Source organism: Limnospira sp., assembly GCF_051859755.1.
In the GTDB taxonomy this organism is placed as follows: domain Bacteria; phylum Cyanobacteriota; class Cyanobacteriia; order Cyanobacteriales; family Microcoleaceae; genus Limnospira; species Limnospira fusiformis.
Genome location: NZ_JBIMLI010000042.1, coordinates 19143 through 35282 on the forward strand (window position 1 = coordinate 19143; position 16140 = coordinate 35282).

Genomic DNA, 16140 nt, shown 5'->3' on the forward strand with positions numbered 1-16140 from the left:
CGGGTTTTTCCAGTAAGACTTAAAAGGGTACATCATCTTCACTGTCATCATCTTCTGGAGAATAAAACTCTATGGTATCCTCCAATGCTACAGAAGAAGAAGAAACAGTTGTCACCTGTGTATTTTCGGGATACCAAGGGATAATTTCCCCATCAAAAAACTCTGCCAGTTTTTCAGCCGCCGTAGCCACATCATCAACCGGAGAATTATTGTCATTATCAGCTACTTTAACTGAAATATCCTCAATTTTAGGAGTTGTTAATTCCGGCGGTCTCTCAGTTTCTGGTTCCCTAGTAGGTGGCGGGGGTTCTGGTGGTGGGGGTGGCGGCGATTGTACCCTCTGAGATATCGGTGTTTTTTCAGGATGAACCCCAGGAGAAACTGCCCCCATTCCCACTTCTAAATTTACCTGAATTTTAGTATTAAAAACCTTCTGACAAGCAACTTCTAAACTAGAGATTTTCGCCTGGGCAATTTTCAATAATGGATGGGATTTAAGCCCGATACAGACTACATTACCATGGTGCGATCGCAAACAGCCATGTTGACGCATCAAAGCCTGAGTTCCCAATTGTTCGATCGCACTAAGTATCTGTTCCCAAAGTTCCTCCAGACTATAGTTTACTGCTTCCTCTTGATTAGCAGTAGTAGGCTGTGGCGGCGGGGGTGGCGGCGGGGGTGCATCCGGCACAGAAACAGCTTGTGAGACAGGTTGAGCAGGCGCAGGAGGCTTGTAAACAGGCTGTGACCTCATTTTTGAGGTAGGCTGATTTGAGATAGGCTGAGGCTGTACATTTACCACCCCTGTAGATACCGTTTGAGGACGCAAAGCCTCCGGTAATAACCCTAATAAAGTCACCTCCAACCATAAACGCGGCTGAGTGGTATTTTTAATCTGTACCTCGCTATCGCGGAGATGTTTTTGACCAGCCAGGATAATTTCATGTTCCCAGCGTTGGGAAAAGGCGCATAAACTTTCCCAAGTCGGTTGAGTAAGTTTCACTAAATCCTGGCGATTTGGTGCGGTTTTGGCGATTAATAAATCCCGGTAAAATTCCCCCAGATTTTGCAGCACAATTAAAGGTTCTCGACCCCGGTTCAGTAACTCGCGGGTTTGGTCTAAAATTGCCGTCGCTTTACCCTCTGCGATCGCCTCTAATAATGTCATCAAATCCCGTTCAGGAACAGCCCCAACCAAGTCCCAAACCCGTTCAACCGTAATTTCACCTGACAGTAAACTTAATTGGTCTAACAGGCTTTCCGCATCCCTTAATCCCCCTTGAGCAATTTGAGCCACCATCATCACCGCTTCCGGTGTAATAGCAATGTTTTCCTTGGCGGCGATAGTTTCTAAATGAGTCGCCATGGCTTGTAAAGGAATGCGCCGAAAATCAAAGCGCTGACATCGAGAAATAATCGTCGGGAGAACCCGTTGAGGGTCTGTAGTCGCCAGGACAAACACCACCCGATCAGGTGGTTCTTCTAGGGTTTTCAGTAAAGCATTAAAAGCCGCTGTACTCAACATATGGCAATTGTGAACTAGCAGACCATTCGCCACAAAATTATGATTATGTTCTACCTCAATATCATAGACATGATTAACCCCTAACTTTTCGATAGATTCTACATCTTGTAATGCCGTCTTGACCGCCGCATCAATTTCCGGTGATAATATTTTCATTTTAGGGGTAATATTTGCCGCTTTTATCCAGCCTTTATCTGTCCTAATCAGATGATTACCAGTGCATTTAATTTCCGTCTGAAAGGTTTTAATTTTCCAAGTCTCACGAACCCCCTGGTCAAGCCAGCGTAAAACCTGCTGCCATTCCCATTGTTGAGTAGACTCATTATAACTAAGAACTCGACATTCTTGGAGAGTCGGATCATCAATTCTCAGCCATCCGCGATCGCTTAAAATCAGAGCATCACCCGTCAGACATTCATCAATTACATAGACCTTATAGCGACATTGAACCGGGGAAAACTGCGTCCGTTCAATTAAATCCCGGATATGATCAACCCCCGTATTACTAGCAGCATCAATCTCCACAAAATCTAAAGTTGCTCCCGTAGTGATACCCCGACAGACCTCGCAAATACCACAGGGAGTTTCTGTCGGGTTAGAAGTTTGTAGACAGTTAAGAGATTTCGCTAAAATCCGCGCACTAGAAGTTTTACCAGTACCCCTCGGACCTGTAAATAAATAAGCCGGAGCAATACGCCGCGATCGGATCGCATTAGTCAGAGTTTGAGCGATCGCCTCTTGACCCACCAGATCTGCAAAAGTTTGGGGACGATATTTGTGGTGAAGCGGTTCGTAGGTCACGGTATAATCTCAACATCCCAAAAGCAACTAATTATTAACTAATCCCTAAGTTCATCCTAGCCAGACTAGCCCTAGCAGAAACCGCCGGAGTTTCATCATTATTAACCATCCCCTCCAACCTTTGCGAAACCTGTGTAAACCAATGGGGTTTATCCACCTCAGAAGCCGCCAAACCTTCCAAACCCACAACCGTTGCATAACGAACGATCCATTCCGTATCTTCAGAAGTATGCAGCAGAGTTTTTAGGGTTCTTTCCTTAGCCTCAGAGACTGCTTCTGGTGACATATCCTCCCAGCGAATTGCTCCCAAACCCCGCGCCGCAGCACGACGCACACTCAGAGCAAAATCACTACCCGCCGCCTCCAGCAAAACATCTAAACCCCTAGGATCACCAATACCAGACAAAGCGCGAACCGCCCAAGCCCTAGCACCATAGTTATAACCATCTAACCTCTCTAGTATACCAACCACAGCAGGTTTACCAATGGCTATCAATCCCTCAACTGCAGCCACCGCCGCGCCAGGGTTGTTATAACCCAAAACACGAATTAACATTGGTACTGCATCCACAGAACCAGTCGCGGCCAATTGTGACACCGCGCCTATCAGTTTTCCAGCAGAGTCCGCCTGTTCAACCGCTAAAATTAGTTCCTCAACCTTTGTCATAATAGAGAATCCATCAGCTTCATGATTTTAACTGCCTCTTCAGATAGGCATTTTTCCCCAATTTGACTGAGATGGTGTTCCAGAATTCCCTGTAAAGCAATTAGTTTCAGGCTATTTTCAGCTAGGGTGTTGGCGATAGGTTCGGCGGCCTGAAGATATCCGATCGCCCCTAAATCCATTAAAGCACTGCGTCGCAATTGTAAATCTTCCCCCCGCAAAGCTGCAATTAAGCGATCGCCATAAACCGGATCACCCGTAAGCTGATACATAGCCCTTAAAGCCGCATACTGTATTCTAGCGATCGGATGGTTTATGAAAGGTTCAATATCAGTTAACGCCTCAGTTGCGCCCAGAGTTCCTATGGCTTCAATTACTGCGTCATAAGGCTGTTTTAAATGGGGTTTACCCGCTATCGGTGCAGTATCTTCTACTCCACCCACCAATAACCCACGCAAAGCAGAAACACAGCTAGAGTCTCCCAGACCTTCTAAAGCCTGAGCCGCCGCTTCCCGCACATAAAAATCTTGGCAATCTAAACATTTGACTAGGGGAGTCACCGCGCGACGATCGCCCAATTTACCCAAAGCCCGAGCCGCATTTCTGCGTAAAGGATAGCCCCCGTCCTTAGTGCGATCGGACTCATCATCCAAGGCCATAATTAAGGCATCAACTGCGATCGCATCACACACACGAAAACGCCCCAACCACCAAGCCGCATAATAGCGACGATTTGGTTCTTGATGGTTTAGGGCGGCGATCGCCTGTTCTACTGTCCAAGCATCACCCCCTTCAGCTTCTCCCCCAGTTAAAGGCGCATTATCTGCGCCCACTAGGGGGGATGCACCTGGGGTTTTTGATTCAGAATCCTGCATGAAAATCAGAATTGAATGGTCTAAATTATTCGCCCTCAGCTTCAGACACCGTATTATCGGTAGTCATCGGCTCAATGCTAACAATTTTACCACCCATGCGGTTAATCCGCCGCATTTCCTGATTCATCCTATTGTAAGGAACAATTACAAATTGACTCCCACTCGAGCGAATCTGATATTCTGTCTTGTCGGTTTCGTCATTCTGACGCATTCCCACCACTTCATATTTGAAGAAGCGAGCGCCCGAAGGACTACTGCCCATTTTTCCGGCACTGATGTAACCCAACATTGTCCCTATTAATCTCCCAAAACAATCAAGTTTTCTCTTGCCATTCTAAATAGGCGTAATGCTGGCAATTGTGCCACCTTGGCGCTGAATTTCCCTCAGTTGTGCCGAAAGCTGATCATAAGGAACAATAAAAGCCTTACTGCAACGACGTACTCTGGGATAACGGCGCTCACGGATTCCAGAAACCTCTACACGGTAAGTCCGTCCCGCTTGCAGAACTCCACCTTGGCTGAATCCAGTGCTAGGAGCCACACTCTGTCCAGATGGACGATAGGACCAACCATCCGAATCCCCAGAAGGAGCCACTACCACAGAAGCGCGGTTAGCACCTAGTTCCTGCGCCAGACGAGACATAGTGCCTTCACCTTGAGCGCTATCACTATTAGCATAACCCCGATACAGGCGGAACATCCGGGTAAAACCAACCGTTTTCTGTCCCCGCTGAGTCTCGAAACCACGGTAGTAGGGAACAATATTTTCGCCGAAGCTCTCCAGATATTCTGGAGAATCAATATAAGAATCGATATCGGCATCGTACCCTTCGTTTTGATATAAGTCTAAGTGGAAAACCACCTCTGACTCATCATAGGGAGCCCGACCCAACAGGTGTTTGTAATTTAGTTCAATTACACGGGTCTGGAAATTCGGGTAAAAGAATTTCTTTTTATAAAGCTCTGACTTCGCCACACACCGCACCAACTCCCGTACTGTGATGCTACCATCGCACAACAGTGACTCCGCACTCGTGAGGCGCTCAGAACTCATCAGATAATCATTACCCAGTAATTGACGGTATACCGCACGAATTACCTCTTGGGCATTGTCACGACTCCAATTGGGGCGCAACTCTACCAGAGAACTCTCCTGGAAAGCTGTTGTCCCTAACCGAGACGCTTGGGTTGTAATGGCCACTAAAATCCTCCTATGATCACAACCGAATTACTTGCGGATTTAGTCCTAGACAATCTAACTTGATTATGCTATTGTTATTAACTGGTTAACAGTTAACAACTTGCTGTTCTAAGCAGGGGTCACGCTGATGACCCGTCCGCCCATGCGGTTGATCCGCTGCAACTGTCCTGAAAGTTGCTCGTAGGCTACTGTATACTCTGCTGTAGCTTTACGCATTCTCGGTGTCAACTGTGTGGGCTTTTGTACTACTACCACACGATACAATTGACCGCGCGAGCCACCATTAGCCCCCACCAGAGCTTGTCCGCTCCCGGCTGGAGAAATCGGCGAAGATGTATTGCGAGCTACTTCCCAAGTTAAACGTCCTTGGGTTTGATTTTGAGCGCGATCGCTATTCGCGTATCCCCGGTAAAGTTGGAACATCCGGTTAAATCCCACAGTCCACTGACCCCGTTGGGTAGCAAAACCACGGTAGTAAGGAACTACATTTTCCCCGAAACTTTCCAAATACTCAGGAGAATCGAGGTAAGAATTAATCTCAGCCTCGTAGCCTTCCTCGTTATACAGGTCAACGTGAAACGCGATTTCTGACTCATCATAAGGAGCCCGACCCAGCAAATGCTTATAGTTCAGCTCAATAAACCGAACTTGGCTATTCCCATAAAAAAACTTTTTCCGGTACAGTTCCGAAACAGCTAACGCTCGCACGAAATCCCGCACCGTAATTTCACCCTGGCGCAACAAAGACTCAGCACTTGTTAAGCGCTCCCGTTGCATCAGGTGTTCATTACCCATCACCTGACGATATGCAGCCCAAATCACAGCTTGGACATCACCCTCGGTGAAGTTAGGGCGCAGTTCCACTCGCTCAGACTCTTCAAAAGCTCTGATTCCTAGGCGACTTGCTTCTGCTAAACCAACCATTATTAATCTTCTCCCGATTTTTTGACGTTATAGAGAAAAAACTCTTTTTAATCGGTTAGGTAATCTCGGATACCGATTTTACCAAGCTGATCCCGCTTTAATAAAATATGCCCGGACTGCTAAATAACTGATAACCCAATTGCTAACAGCTATTTACCGTTCCGGGCAACGCAAAAAAAGACCTAGCTTAGGGCGTTGATCGCGTAGTCGAGGTAGGAGTTAGCTTCAACAGCAGCGTCACCAGACAAACCGTGGTTAGCTTTGATGTATTTCAGGGCTTCAATGTACCAGCTTGGAGAAAGCTCGAAAGTCCGGTTGATTTCATCAATACCGGCAATCAGGTACTCATCCATGGGGCCAGTTCCACCAGCAATCAGGCAATAAGTTACCATCCGCAGGTAGTAGCCTATGTCACGAGCACATTTGTCCTTACCGCGTTGGTCTGCCGCGTAGTTAGGTCCCTGCATTTGGGTGGTGTAGGGGAACTTGTTGTACACTGCTTGGGCAGCACCACTGATCAGACTATCAGCTTTAGAGGTCAAAGCTTTAGCAGCTTCCAGACCAGCTTTGGCTTGACGAAAACGGCCAAAAGCCACTTGGATTTCGGTGCTGCTTAGGAAACGACCTTGGGAATCAGCGATAGAAACTGCTTCGGTTAGGGGGGTTTTCATTCTCGAGTTATCTCCCGATTGGTTTACAAAAAATTAGGTAACAAACAGAAGTCCAGTCACTTAGACTTCAGCTAAACTGTTTCAATTGTTATATGCTATGGATCTGCTTGATTAGGAAACTGCAGCACATGCACGATCAAAGTAACTAGCGATTTCTGAAGCCAAAGCGCTACAATCGCCAGGAGTGATACCTGCGGGATCGTTAACGATCGCCAGAGCAGCTTCTTTCATTTTGCCAACACCGACAGCAACGGAGGAACCGGGAGTTCCCAAAGCCAGGTAAGTTTCACGCAAACCGTTCAAGCAACGATCTTCGAGAACACTTGCGTCGCCAGCGAACACAGCGTAGGTAACATAACGCAGGATGATTTCCATGTCACGCAAGCAAGCAGCCATACGACGGCTGGTGTAGGCGTTTCCACCGGGAGCAATCAGTTGGGGCTGCTCTGCAAACAAAGAACGAGCAGCATTAGAAACGATGGTGGAAGCGTTGCTAGTAATGCGGTTAACGGCATCCAAACGTTTGTTGCTTTCAGCAACCATTTGGCTCAGAGCATCGATTTGAGCTGTACTCAGCATTTCGCCGCGAGTATCAGCCTGAGAAACCACCTTGGTGAAGGCATCAAACATGGACTTATCTCCTACTTGTTGACTTGCTTAGAGTTAGCTTGGGATTCTACACACCATGAATGATTACTACAATCAATCCACTGGTGCCATCTCCTCAGACCCCTTCCGGGGTGAACCCTGGACAAAGGCTTTTCACAATTGCCCCGTGGTCCATTTCTCAAGTATCCTAGAACACTTTCTGAAATCTTAAAAGATTGTACGCGGTTTATGAGAAGAATTTAATATTTTGATACAAATGTTAATGAAACTTCATAAACCAACATTCGCCTTCCTTCTCACCCCTTCAAATATCATTTATACACTGCCAGTGCCTTTTAGTTTGTTAAAATTTATTAAAGTCTCTTCAAAATTTACTAAGTATTAATAACTAAGTATATTTTCTGAGAAGCAATTAATAGCGAATCCGGGGGTCAATGCAAGCATTCAAAATATCGATCGCCAAACTAGCGATCACGACAATTACGGCCAAAAACACAACCACCCCCTGGACTGTGGGATAATCTCGCAGACGAATAGCCTCATACAAGCGATTAGCTAATCCCGGCCAAGAAAAAGTCACCTCAGTTAAAATCGCCCCTCCCAACAAAGCGGCAAAAGTCAGCCCCAAAACGGTAATCACGGGAATCATGGCATTTTTGAGAGCATGAGCCAGCAAAATCCGTAACTCGGAGACCCCCCGCGCCCGCGCCGCCTCGACATAATCAGCTTGTAGAGTTTGTCTCAAATTCACCCGGACAATGCGCTCGAAAATGCCACTCAGCAAAATCCCCAAAGTCACACAGGGTAGACACAGATAATATATAGTCGTCCAGAAAGCGCCCAAATTGCCACTCAACAAACTATCAACGGTATAAAGTCCGGTATAACTAGGAGGAGGAGTCACGGTCACCGGAAAACGGGTCCCCAAAGGAAACCAGCCCAACCACACGGCAAAAATCAACTGCAACAGCATCCCCGCCCAAAAAGCGGGAACCGAATAAGTAATAATTCCAAATAAGCGTCCCCCAGTGTCCCAAATAGTATTAGGTTTAAAAGCGGCCACAGCCCCGACAGTAATTCCCACGACGAGGGCGACCAACATACTAAAAACTGCTAATTCGACGGTAGCGGGAAAATGATCACCAATAATCTGCCAGACGGACTGTCCTTGAGTAGTTATAGAAATGCCCAAATCGAAGCGCAGTAGAGCGCCCATATAACTTATATATTGTTCTAGCAAGGACCCCCCCAAACCTAACTGCGATCGCAAGGCTTCCTTAGCCGCACTAGGCGCTCTAGGGCCAAGAATAGCATCTACTGGATCACCGGGTGTCGCCCGCAACAATAGAAACACCACGGAAGTAATCGTCCACAACATCAGCGGGGCCAACAACAGCCGAGTAATCACATAAAATTGCAGCGCTTTAGCACGAGACATCAGATCAAGCCACGAAACAACTCGCACCCATCAGCAAACTACCTCAAGAGTGCGATCACAAATGATATCAATAGTTCGGTATTTATGTGGGACTATTACCGGGCGGGTTTTTTCTGTTTTTCCTCAAACCACCCGCCACGACCCATCTACCAATTAAGCATCAAGTAACGACTCAAAAGTAGTCCGCAAAGACTTTAAATCAGCCACCCGCGCCACTAGCAAATTCTCGTGACCAGCATCCTCCAGTCGGCCTTTCCAATACTGGATACTCTCAGAATTATTCATCCAAAAATTAATCACGGTATCCACAACGCGATCGCATTGCCATCCCCGCTTGGATGCCACCATTTCCACCGACCCAAGAAACATATCCAGGGTACACTGACGATGGCCTAGATATTCAATGCCGCTGGTCTGTTGTTCCTGTTGCTGCTGTTGCTGGTAAAAAAACGAAAGAATTGGAGAAACTCCCACCAAGTTAAATGTGTATTGCATACTTGCCTCCAAATCATCTGTGAAATGGAACTTAGTTATATCAACTAAGCTGCCCATAAAGGGGTAAAATTAAATACAATCTAGCTCTGTACACTCGAATTTTTCGGCTAAATTCATAAAAATCTCATATTTGGCAGCATTCGGTCCGCAAAACCAAAATGAATCTAAAGAAAAGCTAAATATTAGCCGAAAAAGTTTAATATTGTCTTTAATAAGTCGCCAGGAGGAACTATGAGAGCAGTGCTGATGGCTGGGGGGTCAGGAACACGACTCAGACCTCTTACCTGTGATTTACCCAAACCAATGGTGCCCATACTGAATCGCCCCATTGCGGAACATATCATTAACCTACTGAGGCGGCACCATTTCCAGGAAGTTATCGCTACCCTGCACTATTTACCGGACATCATGCGGGAATACTTCCATAATGGCAGCGACTTTGGCGTTCAAATCACCTATTCGGTGGAAGAGGATCAACCCCTGGGAACTGCAGGATGTGTGAAAAACATTGCCGAACTCCTAGACAGTACCTTCTTAGTGATCAGCGGCGATAGCATAACTGATTTTGACCTCAGCGCGGCGGTTAAGTTTCACACTTCCCAACAATCGAAAGCTACGTTGATATTAACCCGGGTTCCCAACCCTCTCGATTTTGGGGTGGTGATTACGGACGAAAATCAACGCATCAAGCGGTTTTTAGAAAAACCCTCGACTAGCGAAATATTTTCCGATACGGTCAACACGGGAATCTATGTCCTAGAACCGGAAGTGCTGGAATATTTGCCCCCTAATCAAGAATGCGATTTTTCTAACGACCTTTTTCCCCTGTTATTAGAAAAAGGGGTTCCCATGTATGGCTTTATTGCTGAAGGCTACTGGTGCGATGTGGGTCACTTAGAAGCCTATCGTGAATCCCAATATGATGCACTACGGGGGAAAGTTAAGTTAGATTTTCACGTGCGAGAGCGATCGCCAGGAGTCTGGGTCGGTGAAAACACCTATATCGATGATTATGCCCGCATTGAAGCCCCTGTGATTATTGGTAATAACTGTAGAATTGCAGCTAGAGCGCATATAGAAGCGGGAACCATCCTCGGAGATAATGTCACCATAGGGAGTGATGCCAACCTTAAACGCCCGATTGTTTGGAACGGAGCCATTATCGGTGAAGATGTACACTTACGCGCCTGTGTGATTGCTAGAGGAGCAAGGGTAGACCGCCGCGCCCATGTCCTAGAGGGGTCAGTGGTCGGCTCGTTATCTACGGTAGGAGAAGAAAGCCTGATCAGCCCCAATGTCCGGGTTTGGCCTAGCAAAAAAATTGAATCGGGCGCTACCCTCAACATTAACTTAATTTGGGGAAACACGGCTAGGCGTAACCTTTTCGGTCAACGGGGAGTTCTCGGACTGGCTAACATTGATATTACACCGGAATTTGCGGTTAAATTGGGAGCAGCCTACGGGTCAACCCTTAAACAAGTGGCTACGGTGGCGGTATCCCGTGACCAACGCCGCATTTCTCGGATGGTAACGCGATCGCTAATTTCTGGCTTGATGTCCGTGGGAGTCAATGTCCTTAACCTAGAAGATACAGCTATTCCGGTAGTCCGCACGGTGATTCGTAACCTCACTGTTGTGGGCGGTATTCATGTGCGCCTATCTCCAGATCGCTCGGATCAGATTCTGATTGAATTTCTCGACAACAAAGGCATTAACATCACCAAAGCCAAAGAGAAAAAAATCGAAGGTGCTTACTTCAAAGAAGACCTGCGACGCGCCGGGGTGGCGGAAATTGGTAACATGACTTACCCCAGCGAGGTGATCGACACCTACCGCACGGCTTTTGAAAGACACCTCAATATCGATGGGCTGCGCCACAGCAATGCTAAAGTCGTCATAGATTATGTCTATGCAGTGTCGGGAGCCCTTTTACCTCGCCTACTTGCTAAGTTTGGTTGCGATGCGGTAGTCCTCAATGCTAGTCTAAATCAAATTGCTATTTCCCCAAGCGATCGCGAAAATCTACTGGATCAACTAGGCCGGGTAGTTGAAGCCCTCAGAGCTAACTTCGGGGTTCAAGTCTATGCAAATGGCGAACAGTTCATTTTGGTAGATGAAAGTGGTAGCCTGATTCGGGGAGAAGAACTAACCGCCCTCATGGTGACTATGGTTCTGACTGCTCACCCCAGAAGCACGGTGGTAGTACCCGTTCAAGCCTCCTCCGCCGTGGAACAAATCGCCCGACGACACGATGGCATAGTTATCCGCACTAAAGCCAACCCCACGGCTTTAATGGAAGCCTGTCAAGCTCATCCTAATGTCGTACTCGGCGGTAGTGGTGATATGGGGTTCATCTTCCCCCAAATGCACCCCGGTTTTGATGCCATGTTCTCGATTGCCAAAATGATTGAAATTCTGACCACACAGGAGCGATCGCTCGGTCAAATTCGCACCGATCTCCCCCATGTCATACACCGTCGCTATACTGTTCGTTGTCCTTGGTCTGTGAAAGGCGCACTCATGCGACATCTAGTAGAAACCCATGCGCCAGAAAACTTAGAATTGATCGATGGAGTCAAACTCATTAACTACCAAGACGATAATTGGATTTTGATTCTTCCTGATGCTGGAGAACCCCTAATCCATATCTATGCCAACAGCGACGATCGAGATTGGGCTGATGCTACCCTCAGAGAATACCGAAATATGGTACAAGATTTTGTAAATCAAGTTCAAGGTATGAACCGAGAAGACTATTAGCCCTGATTCTCGATAACTAGCTGTAACCTACTGTTTTCAAGAGATATAATTTGCATGAATAGCTGTATTTTGACCGCGAAAATTATTCAGGAACCACAACTGCGCTACACAGCCGATAATCAAATACCCATTGCCGAAATGTTAGTCGAGTTCAGCAGTAACCGACCCAATGACCCCCCATCACACTTAAAAGTAATTGGGTGGGGAAATACAGCCCAAGAAATTGGACAAAACTATCATGTGGGTGATTGTGTACTCATCGAAGGTCGCTTGGGGATGAACGTGGTGGAAAGACCCGAAGGCTTTAAAGAGAAGCGAGCCGAATTGGTCGCGACGCGGATTTATACTATCAGTAGTTTGATATCTGGCAACCCAGAAACCCCGATCAACACTCATTCCGCCCCCAGTTCCGCCCCCAGTTCCGCCCCGAGTAATGTGGTCCCCCTTGGTAGTCGTAACCGCACGAGCCCTAATCCCCCAACCTCTGGATTAGAATATGATGCACCGGAAACTCGCTCTCCCGTTACTCCTAACCCTGAACCATCTCAATCAGATACTCCGGGTGATGACGATCCGATTCCCTTCTAATCTCAAATCCCCTTGAAAGACTCACCGTTTCAGAGAGGGGAAGTTTTTAAGCAACTTGGGTTCTGCTATACAAGGAAATTGCAGGGTAAATAAACTGCCTTTTCCCAGTTCACTTTTGACCGTCAGAGATGCTTGATGATGATAAGCGATCGCCTGTGCTATGGCTAGTCCTAATCCGGTTCCCCCAGTTGGGCGAGAGCGATCGCTATCCACCCGATAAAATCTCTCAAAAATTCGAGTTTGGGCTGCTACGGCCATGCCAATCCCTGTATCTTGGACTGTAATTAAAGCCGTGCGATCGCGCACCATTAAACTCACCACCACTTCCCCTGCTTTAGGCGTATATTGAATGGCATTAGCGATTAAATTCGACACTAAACGATAAAGCTGAGATTCATTACCTAACACATAAATTTCCTCAGCAGGAACTTCTTGCATTAGATTAATTTCCGCCAGAGTTGCAAATTCTGCATATTCTTCAGTTAAATCATGAATTAAATCATTTAAACAACAGGGTTTAAAGATTTGGCTAGATGTGTGATGTTCCAAGGTACTGAGAAATAATAAATCGGCGATTAAATGGCTTAAACGTCGTCCCTGTCGTTCAAGGGTTTGTAGCATCGCCTGCATTTGCTGGGGATTTGATGGGGGAACCCGTAAAATAGCCTCAATAGTTGCTAAAAGAGTCGCGAGGGGAGAGCGCAGTTCATGGGCAGCATTGGCGGTAAACTGTTGTTGCTGTTGATAGGATTGGTAAATAGGCCCCATCGCTAATCCAGAAAGCCACCAACCAGCCACCACGACTAAACCTAACGCCAAGGGAAACCCTAAACCTAAAATCCACCTCATTCGATTAACTTCTGCATCAAACGTCGCTAAAGTGCGTCCAATTTGGATATATCCCCAAGAGGAATCTAAGTGCATTGGCGTTTGAGGATTAACCTTGCCACTGTGGAGAATGGTAGTGAATTGATGGTAGCGCGTCCCTCTCGCACTGCGAAAGGTTTGCCAAGGTGTGGGGTTTAGGGTTTGGGGTAAGGGGAGAGGGTGATTTGGGGAAAAGGCTAAAAGTTGACCGCGATGATTGAACACCCGGATATAGTAGGTACTGCGATCGCTAATGCCAATAGTATGACGCTGAATTAAGGTGGGGTGATGGTTACAAGGTTGTCCTTGTAGGCATAAATCGGGAAAAATTTGTCGTAGGATACCTGTTGGCTCTCCCGATTGAGGGAGCATGGGTTCTAAGCTATCATGAAGTGTCCCGGCGATTGATTCCATTTCCCGTTCCATCGCTGTCCAATTCGGCTGAATCAGAGAGCGATACACCCCAAACCCCGATAAGCCCAAAATCCCACCCATCACTAACGCATACCAAAGCGCCAGACGGATTCTGCTATGGCGAAACAGTTGATAGCTATTCATCGCGGGGAGGTATTAAAACGATAACCCTGACCTCGGATGGTTTCAATGGGACACCCGCAGTCATAACTGGCTAATTTTCGCCTTAATAAGCGCATTTGCGCCGCCACCACATTACTGATGGGTTCCTCCTCTAAATCCCACAGTTGATAGCGGATTTTACTCCCCGGAATAATGCGATCGGGATTTTGCATTAAATAGGCAAAAATCTGGAATTCTTTGACCGTTAAGGGAATCATTTTTGGGGGTTGGGTGAGTCGATTACAGATAGTATTGTTGGCGTAATCTAGCATAAATGCGCCTACAGTCAGGGTTTGGGGTTGGAGGGTGGGCGATCGCCTTTGGAGAGCGCGTAAACGAGCCAATAATTCCGCCATCACAAAAGGCTTCACTAAATAATCATCAGCCCCCGCATCAAATCCAGTAATTCGATTTTCCGGTTGTCCCAGAGCCGTTAACATCAAAATCGGTAGGGGGTTCTGGTGAGAGCGGATGCGTTGGCATAACTCCAAACCCGACAACTCCGGCACAAGCCAATCCAGAATCGCCACCGTGTAATCCGTCCACTGACTTTCTAAACAATGCCAGGCCTGCACTCCATCCGTCACCCAATCGACAATATATTTCTCATTGACCAGAACTTGCTTAATGGCCAAGCCTAATTCCGCCTCATCTTCGACCAACAGAATTCGCATCGTGTGCAAGGGGGAGACTGCTTGGATCGAGGTTAACAGACTGCGAGAAAAAAGGGGTGAGATTTCACCTAGATTTCATCTCCTCTTTGGCACAGTGGGGAAGATTTGGCATAAAACCAGATGTTTTTTAATGAGGAGGTCTAATGAACACAACTTCTATGATTGGCTCAATGTTCGCTCTGAGCTTAATTTTCGGCACACCCACCCTAACCTTAGCCCATGTGGGACATGGGGATGAGTTTCAGGCCGAAGGCGGCATTGATCGGGTTCCTGTCAAGCCAGAAACCGATTCCCTCCTAGGGATTAATGTTACCCCCATTGCTCCGGCGGCGGATGGGAGTTACCGCGTTCTTGTTCCCATGACCGCCCTAGTCGATGCCGATGGGAAACAGTTAGCCTTTGTCTTGTATGGTAATTTTTATGAGCCAGTTCCCGTGCAAATCGGAACAGCAGAAGGGGAATGGGTCGAAGTAACCGAAGGGTTATCCGTTGGGGAACAACTGGTTACCCAGGGTAGTTTGTCCCTCTATGCTGAATCTCGCAAAACCCAAACAGCAGCAACTGCACCCAGTCCAGAAACCGCCACCACTCCCCCCGATGAAGTTCATGCTCAAGCGGAAGCTCAAGGTATCCCACAGGAACAGGATGTTGAGGGTAATCTGGCGGAAACCACAAGCAATAACTTTCCGATGGGAACTTTAGCTACCGTTGGGGGAGGAGTTTTGCTCCTCTGCGGTGGGATTTTCTTCTGGACAGGGAGTCGTCGGAACAAAAATCTCTTTTCCGACAAATAAGGGAGGATTATTGTTAGTCGATGTTTAACACCATCCTTAATCAGACCCTAAAAAATTCCATTGCTCAACGATGGTTAATCGTTATCGGGGCGATAGTCATAACCATCTGGGGCTTTTTGAGCATCACGCAAATGCCCTTGGATGTTTTCCCTCCCTTTGCTCCCCCTCAAGTAGATATCCAAACTGAGGCGGTTGGTTTGGCTCCCGAGGAAGTAGAGGCTCAGATTACGGTTCCTATTGAAAGTGCGGTTAATGGCTTACCCAGTGTTACCCTGGTGCGTTCTTCCTCCAAGGTGGGACTCTCTATGGTTCATGTTGTCTTTGACCAGGAGGCTGATATTTACCAAGCGCGGCAGGCTGTAACGGAACGACTGCAACAGGTGATGAGTCAACTTCCCCAAGGGATTCATCCGCCGGAAATTTCCCCCTTAGTCTCTCCTTTGGGAACGATTCTGCAATATGCCTTTACGGTGAATGGTCAGGGAGAAACGTCTCTGATGGATTTACGCCGTTTGGTGGATGTTACCCTCAGAAATCAGATTCTCTCGGTTCCTGGTGTGTCTCAGGTGACTATTTATGGGGGGGATGAACGGGAAGAACAGATTTTGGTCGATCCGCAACTGTTGCGATCGCGTCAAGTCTCCCTTACTGAAGTAACTGAAGCGGCAAGGGAAGCCA

The 16140-nt window shown here is 47.2% G+C and carries 16 protein-coding genes; 4 read left to right on the forward strand and 12 right to left on the reverse strand.

Features of this window, described 5'->3' with window-relative positions:
• Window positions 1-19: 19 nt before the first annotated feature.
• The 10 genes from dnaX to ACTIE0_RS09890 all read right to left on the reverse strand — a co-directional run bounded on the left by dnaX (window position 20) and on the right by ACTIE0_RS09890 (window position 9203).
• Window positions 20-2326 carry a DNA polymerase III subunit gamma/tau gene (gene dnaX, locus ACTIE0_RS09845; RefSeq protein WP_006620870.1) on the reverse strand — a complete coding sequence of 769 codons (2307 nt, stop codon included), beginning with the start codon at window positions 2324-2326 and terminating at the stop codon, window positions 20-22.
• 34 nt (window positions 2327-2360) lie between these two features.
• Window positions 2361-2993, reverse strand: coding sequence for a C-phycocyanin alpha-cysteine-84 phycocyanobilin lyase subunit CpcF (gene cpcF / locus ACTIE0_RS09850; RefSeq protein ID WP_006620871.1), 633 nt, complete (start codon window positions 2991-2993; stop codon window positions 2361-2363).
• Entirely contained in the window at window positions 2990-3865 is an 876-nt protein-coding gene (gene cpcE, locus ACTIE0_RS09855; RefSeq protein WP_006620872.1) for a C-phycocyanin alpha-cysteine-84 phycocyanobilin lyase subunit CpcE, read from the reverse strand. Before cpcE ends, cpcF begins: the two co-directional genes overlap by 4 nt.
• A gap of 25 nt (window positions 3866-3890) precedes the next feature.
• Window positions 3891-4154 (reverse strand): rod-capping linker protein CpcD, encoded by a 264-nt coding sequence (cpcD, locus tag ACTIE0_RS09860; protein ID WP_006620873.1) that lies wholly within the window; start codon window positions 4152-4154, stop codon window positions 3891-3893.
• A gap of 45 nt (window positions 4155-4199) precedes the next feature.
• On the reverse strand, window positions 4200-5066 hold the full coding sequence (locus tag ACTIE0_RS09865; RefSeq protein ID WP_006620874.1) for a phycobilisome linker polypeptide: 867 nt from the start codon (window positions 5064-5066) through the stop codon (window positions 4200-4202).
• Window positions 5067-5174: 108 nt separating this feature from the next.
• The gene (locus ACTIE0_RS09870; RefSeq protein WP_006620875.1) at window positions 5175-5990 is read right to left on the reverse strand and encodes a phycobilisome linker polypeptide; all 816 of its coding nucleotides are present in this window, start codon (window positions 5988-5990) and stop codon (window positions 5175-5177) included.
• 182 nt (window positions 5991-6172) lie between these two features.
• Window positions 6173-6661, reverse strand: a complete 489-nt coding sequence (gene cpcA, locus ACTIE0_RS09875; protein WP_006620876.1) for a C-phycocyanin subunit alpha — start codon at window positions 6659-6661, stop codon at window positions 6173-6175.
• 111 nt (window positions 6662-6772) lie between these two features.
• The gene (gene cpcB / locus ACTIE0_RS09880) at window positions 6773-7291 is read right to left on the reverse strand and encodes a C-phycocyanin subunit beta (RefSeq protein ID WP_006620877.1); all 519 of its coding nucleotides are present in this window, start codon (window positions 7289-7291) and stop codon (window positions 6773-6775) included.
• A 391-nt stretch (window positions 7292-7682) separates the two neighbouring features.
• A complete protein-coding gene (locus tag ACTIE0_RS09885; protein ID WP_006668090.1) occupies window positions 7683-8708 on the reverse strand; it encodes an ABC transporter permease in 1026 nt (341 codons plus the stop codon).
• Window positions 8709-8861: 153 nt separating this feature from the next.
• Window positions 8862-9203 (reverse strand): hypothetical protein, encoded by a 342-nt coding sequence (locus tag ACTIE0_RS09890; protein ID WP_035759758.1) that lies wholly within the window; start codon window positions 9201-9203, stop codon window positions 8862-8864.
• 231 nt (window positions 9204-9434) lie between these two features.
• Between ACTIE0_RS09890 and ACTIE0_RS09895 the strand changes: the two genes are divergently transcribed.
• Window positions 9435-11963 (forward strand): mannose-1-phosphate guanyltransferase, encoded by a 2529-nt coding sequence (locus tag ACTIE0_RS09895; RefSeq protein ID WP_006620880.1) that lies wholly within the window; start codon window positions 9435-9437, stop codon window positions 11961-11963.
• A 54-nt stretch (window positions 11964-12017) separates the two neighbouring features.
• Window positions 12018-12551, forward strand: a complete 534-nt coding sequence (locus tag ACTIE0_RS09900) for a single-stranded DNA-binding protein (protein ID WP_006620881.1) — start codon at window positions 12018-12020, stop codon at window positions 12549-12551.
• 21 nt (window positions 12552-12572) lie between these two features.
• Here ACTIE0_RS09900 and rppB read toward each other — a convergent pair whose 3' ends face one another.
• Window positions 12573-13976: a two-component system sensor histidine kinase RppB gene (gene rppB, locus ACTIE0_RS09905; protein ID WP_006620882.1), complete on the reverse strand. Its 1404-nt coding sequence runs from the start codon at window positions 13974-13976 to the stop codon at window positions 12573-12575.
• Window positions 13973-14668, reverse strand: coding sequence for a two-component system response regulator RppA (gene rppA / locus ACTIE0_RS09910; protein WP_006668092.1), 696 nt, complete (start codon window positions 14666-14668; stop codon window positions 13973-13975). Before rppA ends, rppB begins: the two co-directional genes overlap by 4 nt.
• 143 nt (window positions 14669-14811) lie before the next feature.
• On the opposite strand from rppA, the gene ACTIE0_RS09915 reads away from it, so the two are divergent.
• Together ACTIE0_RS09915 and ACTIE0_RS09920 are read left to right on the forward strand one after the other, a co-directional pair.
• The gene (locus ACTIE0_RS09915; RefSeq protein ID WP_006620884.1) at window positions 14812-15462 is read left to right on the forward strand and encodes a permuted SH3 domain-containing protein; all 651 of its coding nucleotides are present in this window, start codon (window positions 14812-14814) and stop codon (window positions 15460-15462) included.
• A 20-nt stretch (window positions 15463-15482) separates the two neighbouring features.
• Window positions 15483-16140, forward strand: a 658-nt coding sequence (locus tag ACTIE0_RS09920; RefSeq protein ID WP_439516891.1) for an efflux RND transporter permease subunit, incomplete at its 3' end; no start/stop codon positions are given.

What these genes read in the sequence shown, in the direction of transcription:
- cpcF (WP_006620871.1), bottom strand. Translation starts at nt 2,993, where the DNA reads ATGACAAAGGTTGAGGAACTAATTTTAGCGGTTGAACAGGCGGACTCT.
- cpcE (WP_006620872.1), bottom strand. Translation starts at nt 3,865, where the DNA reads ATGCAGGATTCTGAATCAAAAACCCCAGGTGCATCCCCCCTAGTGGGC.
- cpcD (WP_006620873.1), bottom strand. Translation starts at nt 4,154, where the DNA reads ATGTTGGGTTACATCAGTGCCGGAAAAATGGGCAGTAGTCCTTCGGGC.
- ACTIE0_RS09870 (WP_006620875.1), bottom strand. Translation starts at nt 5,990, where the DNA reads ATGGTTGGTTTAGCAGAAGCAAGTCGCCTAGGAATCAGAGCTTTTGAA.
- cpcA (WP_006620876.1), bottom strand. Translation starts at nt 6,661, where the DNA reads ATGAAAACCCCCCTAACCGAAGCAGTTTCTATCGCTGATTCCCAAGGT.
- cpcB (WP_006620877.1), bottom strand. Translation starts at nt 7,291, where the DNA reads ATGTTTGATGCCTTCACCAAGGTGGTTTCTCAGGCTGATACTCGCGGC.
- ACTIE0_RS09885 (WP_006668090.1), bottom strand. Translation starts at nt 8,708, where the DNA reads ATGTCTCGTGCTAAAGCGCTGCAATTTTATGTGATTACTCGGCTGTTG.
- ACTIE0_RS09890 (WP_035759758.1), bottom strand. Translation starts at nt 9,203, where the DNA reads ATGCAATACACATTTAACTTGGTGGGAGTTTCTCCAATTCTTTCGTTT.
- ACTIE0_RS09895 (WP_006620880.1), top strand. Translation starts at nt 9,435, where the DNA reads ATGAGAGCAGTGCTGATGGCTGGGGGGTCAGGAACACGACTCAGACCT.
- ACTIE0_RS09900 (WP_006620881.1), top strand. Translation starts at nt 12,018, where the DNA reads ATGAATAGCTGTATTTTGACCGCGAAAATTATTCAGGAACCACAACTG.
- rppB (WP_006620882.1), bottom strand. Translation starts at nt 13,976, where the DNA reads ATGAATAGCTATCAACTGTTTCGCCATAGCAGAATCCGTCTGGCGCTT.
- rppA (WP_006668092.1), bottom strand. Translation starts at nt 14,668, where the DNA reads ATGCGAATTCTGTTGGTCGAAGATGAGGCGGAATTAGGCTTGGCCATT.
- ACTIE0_RS09915 (WP_006620884.1), top strand. Translation starts at nt 14,812, where the DNA reads ATGAACACAACTTCTATGATTGGCTCAATGTTCGCTCTGAGCTTAATT.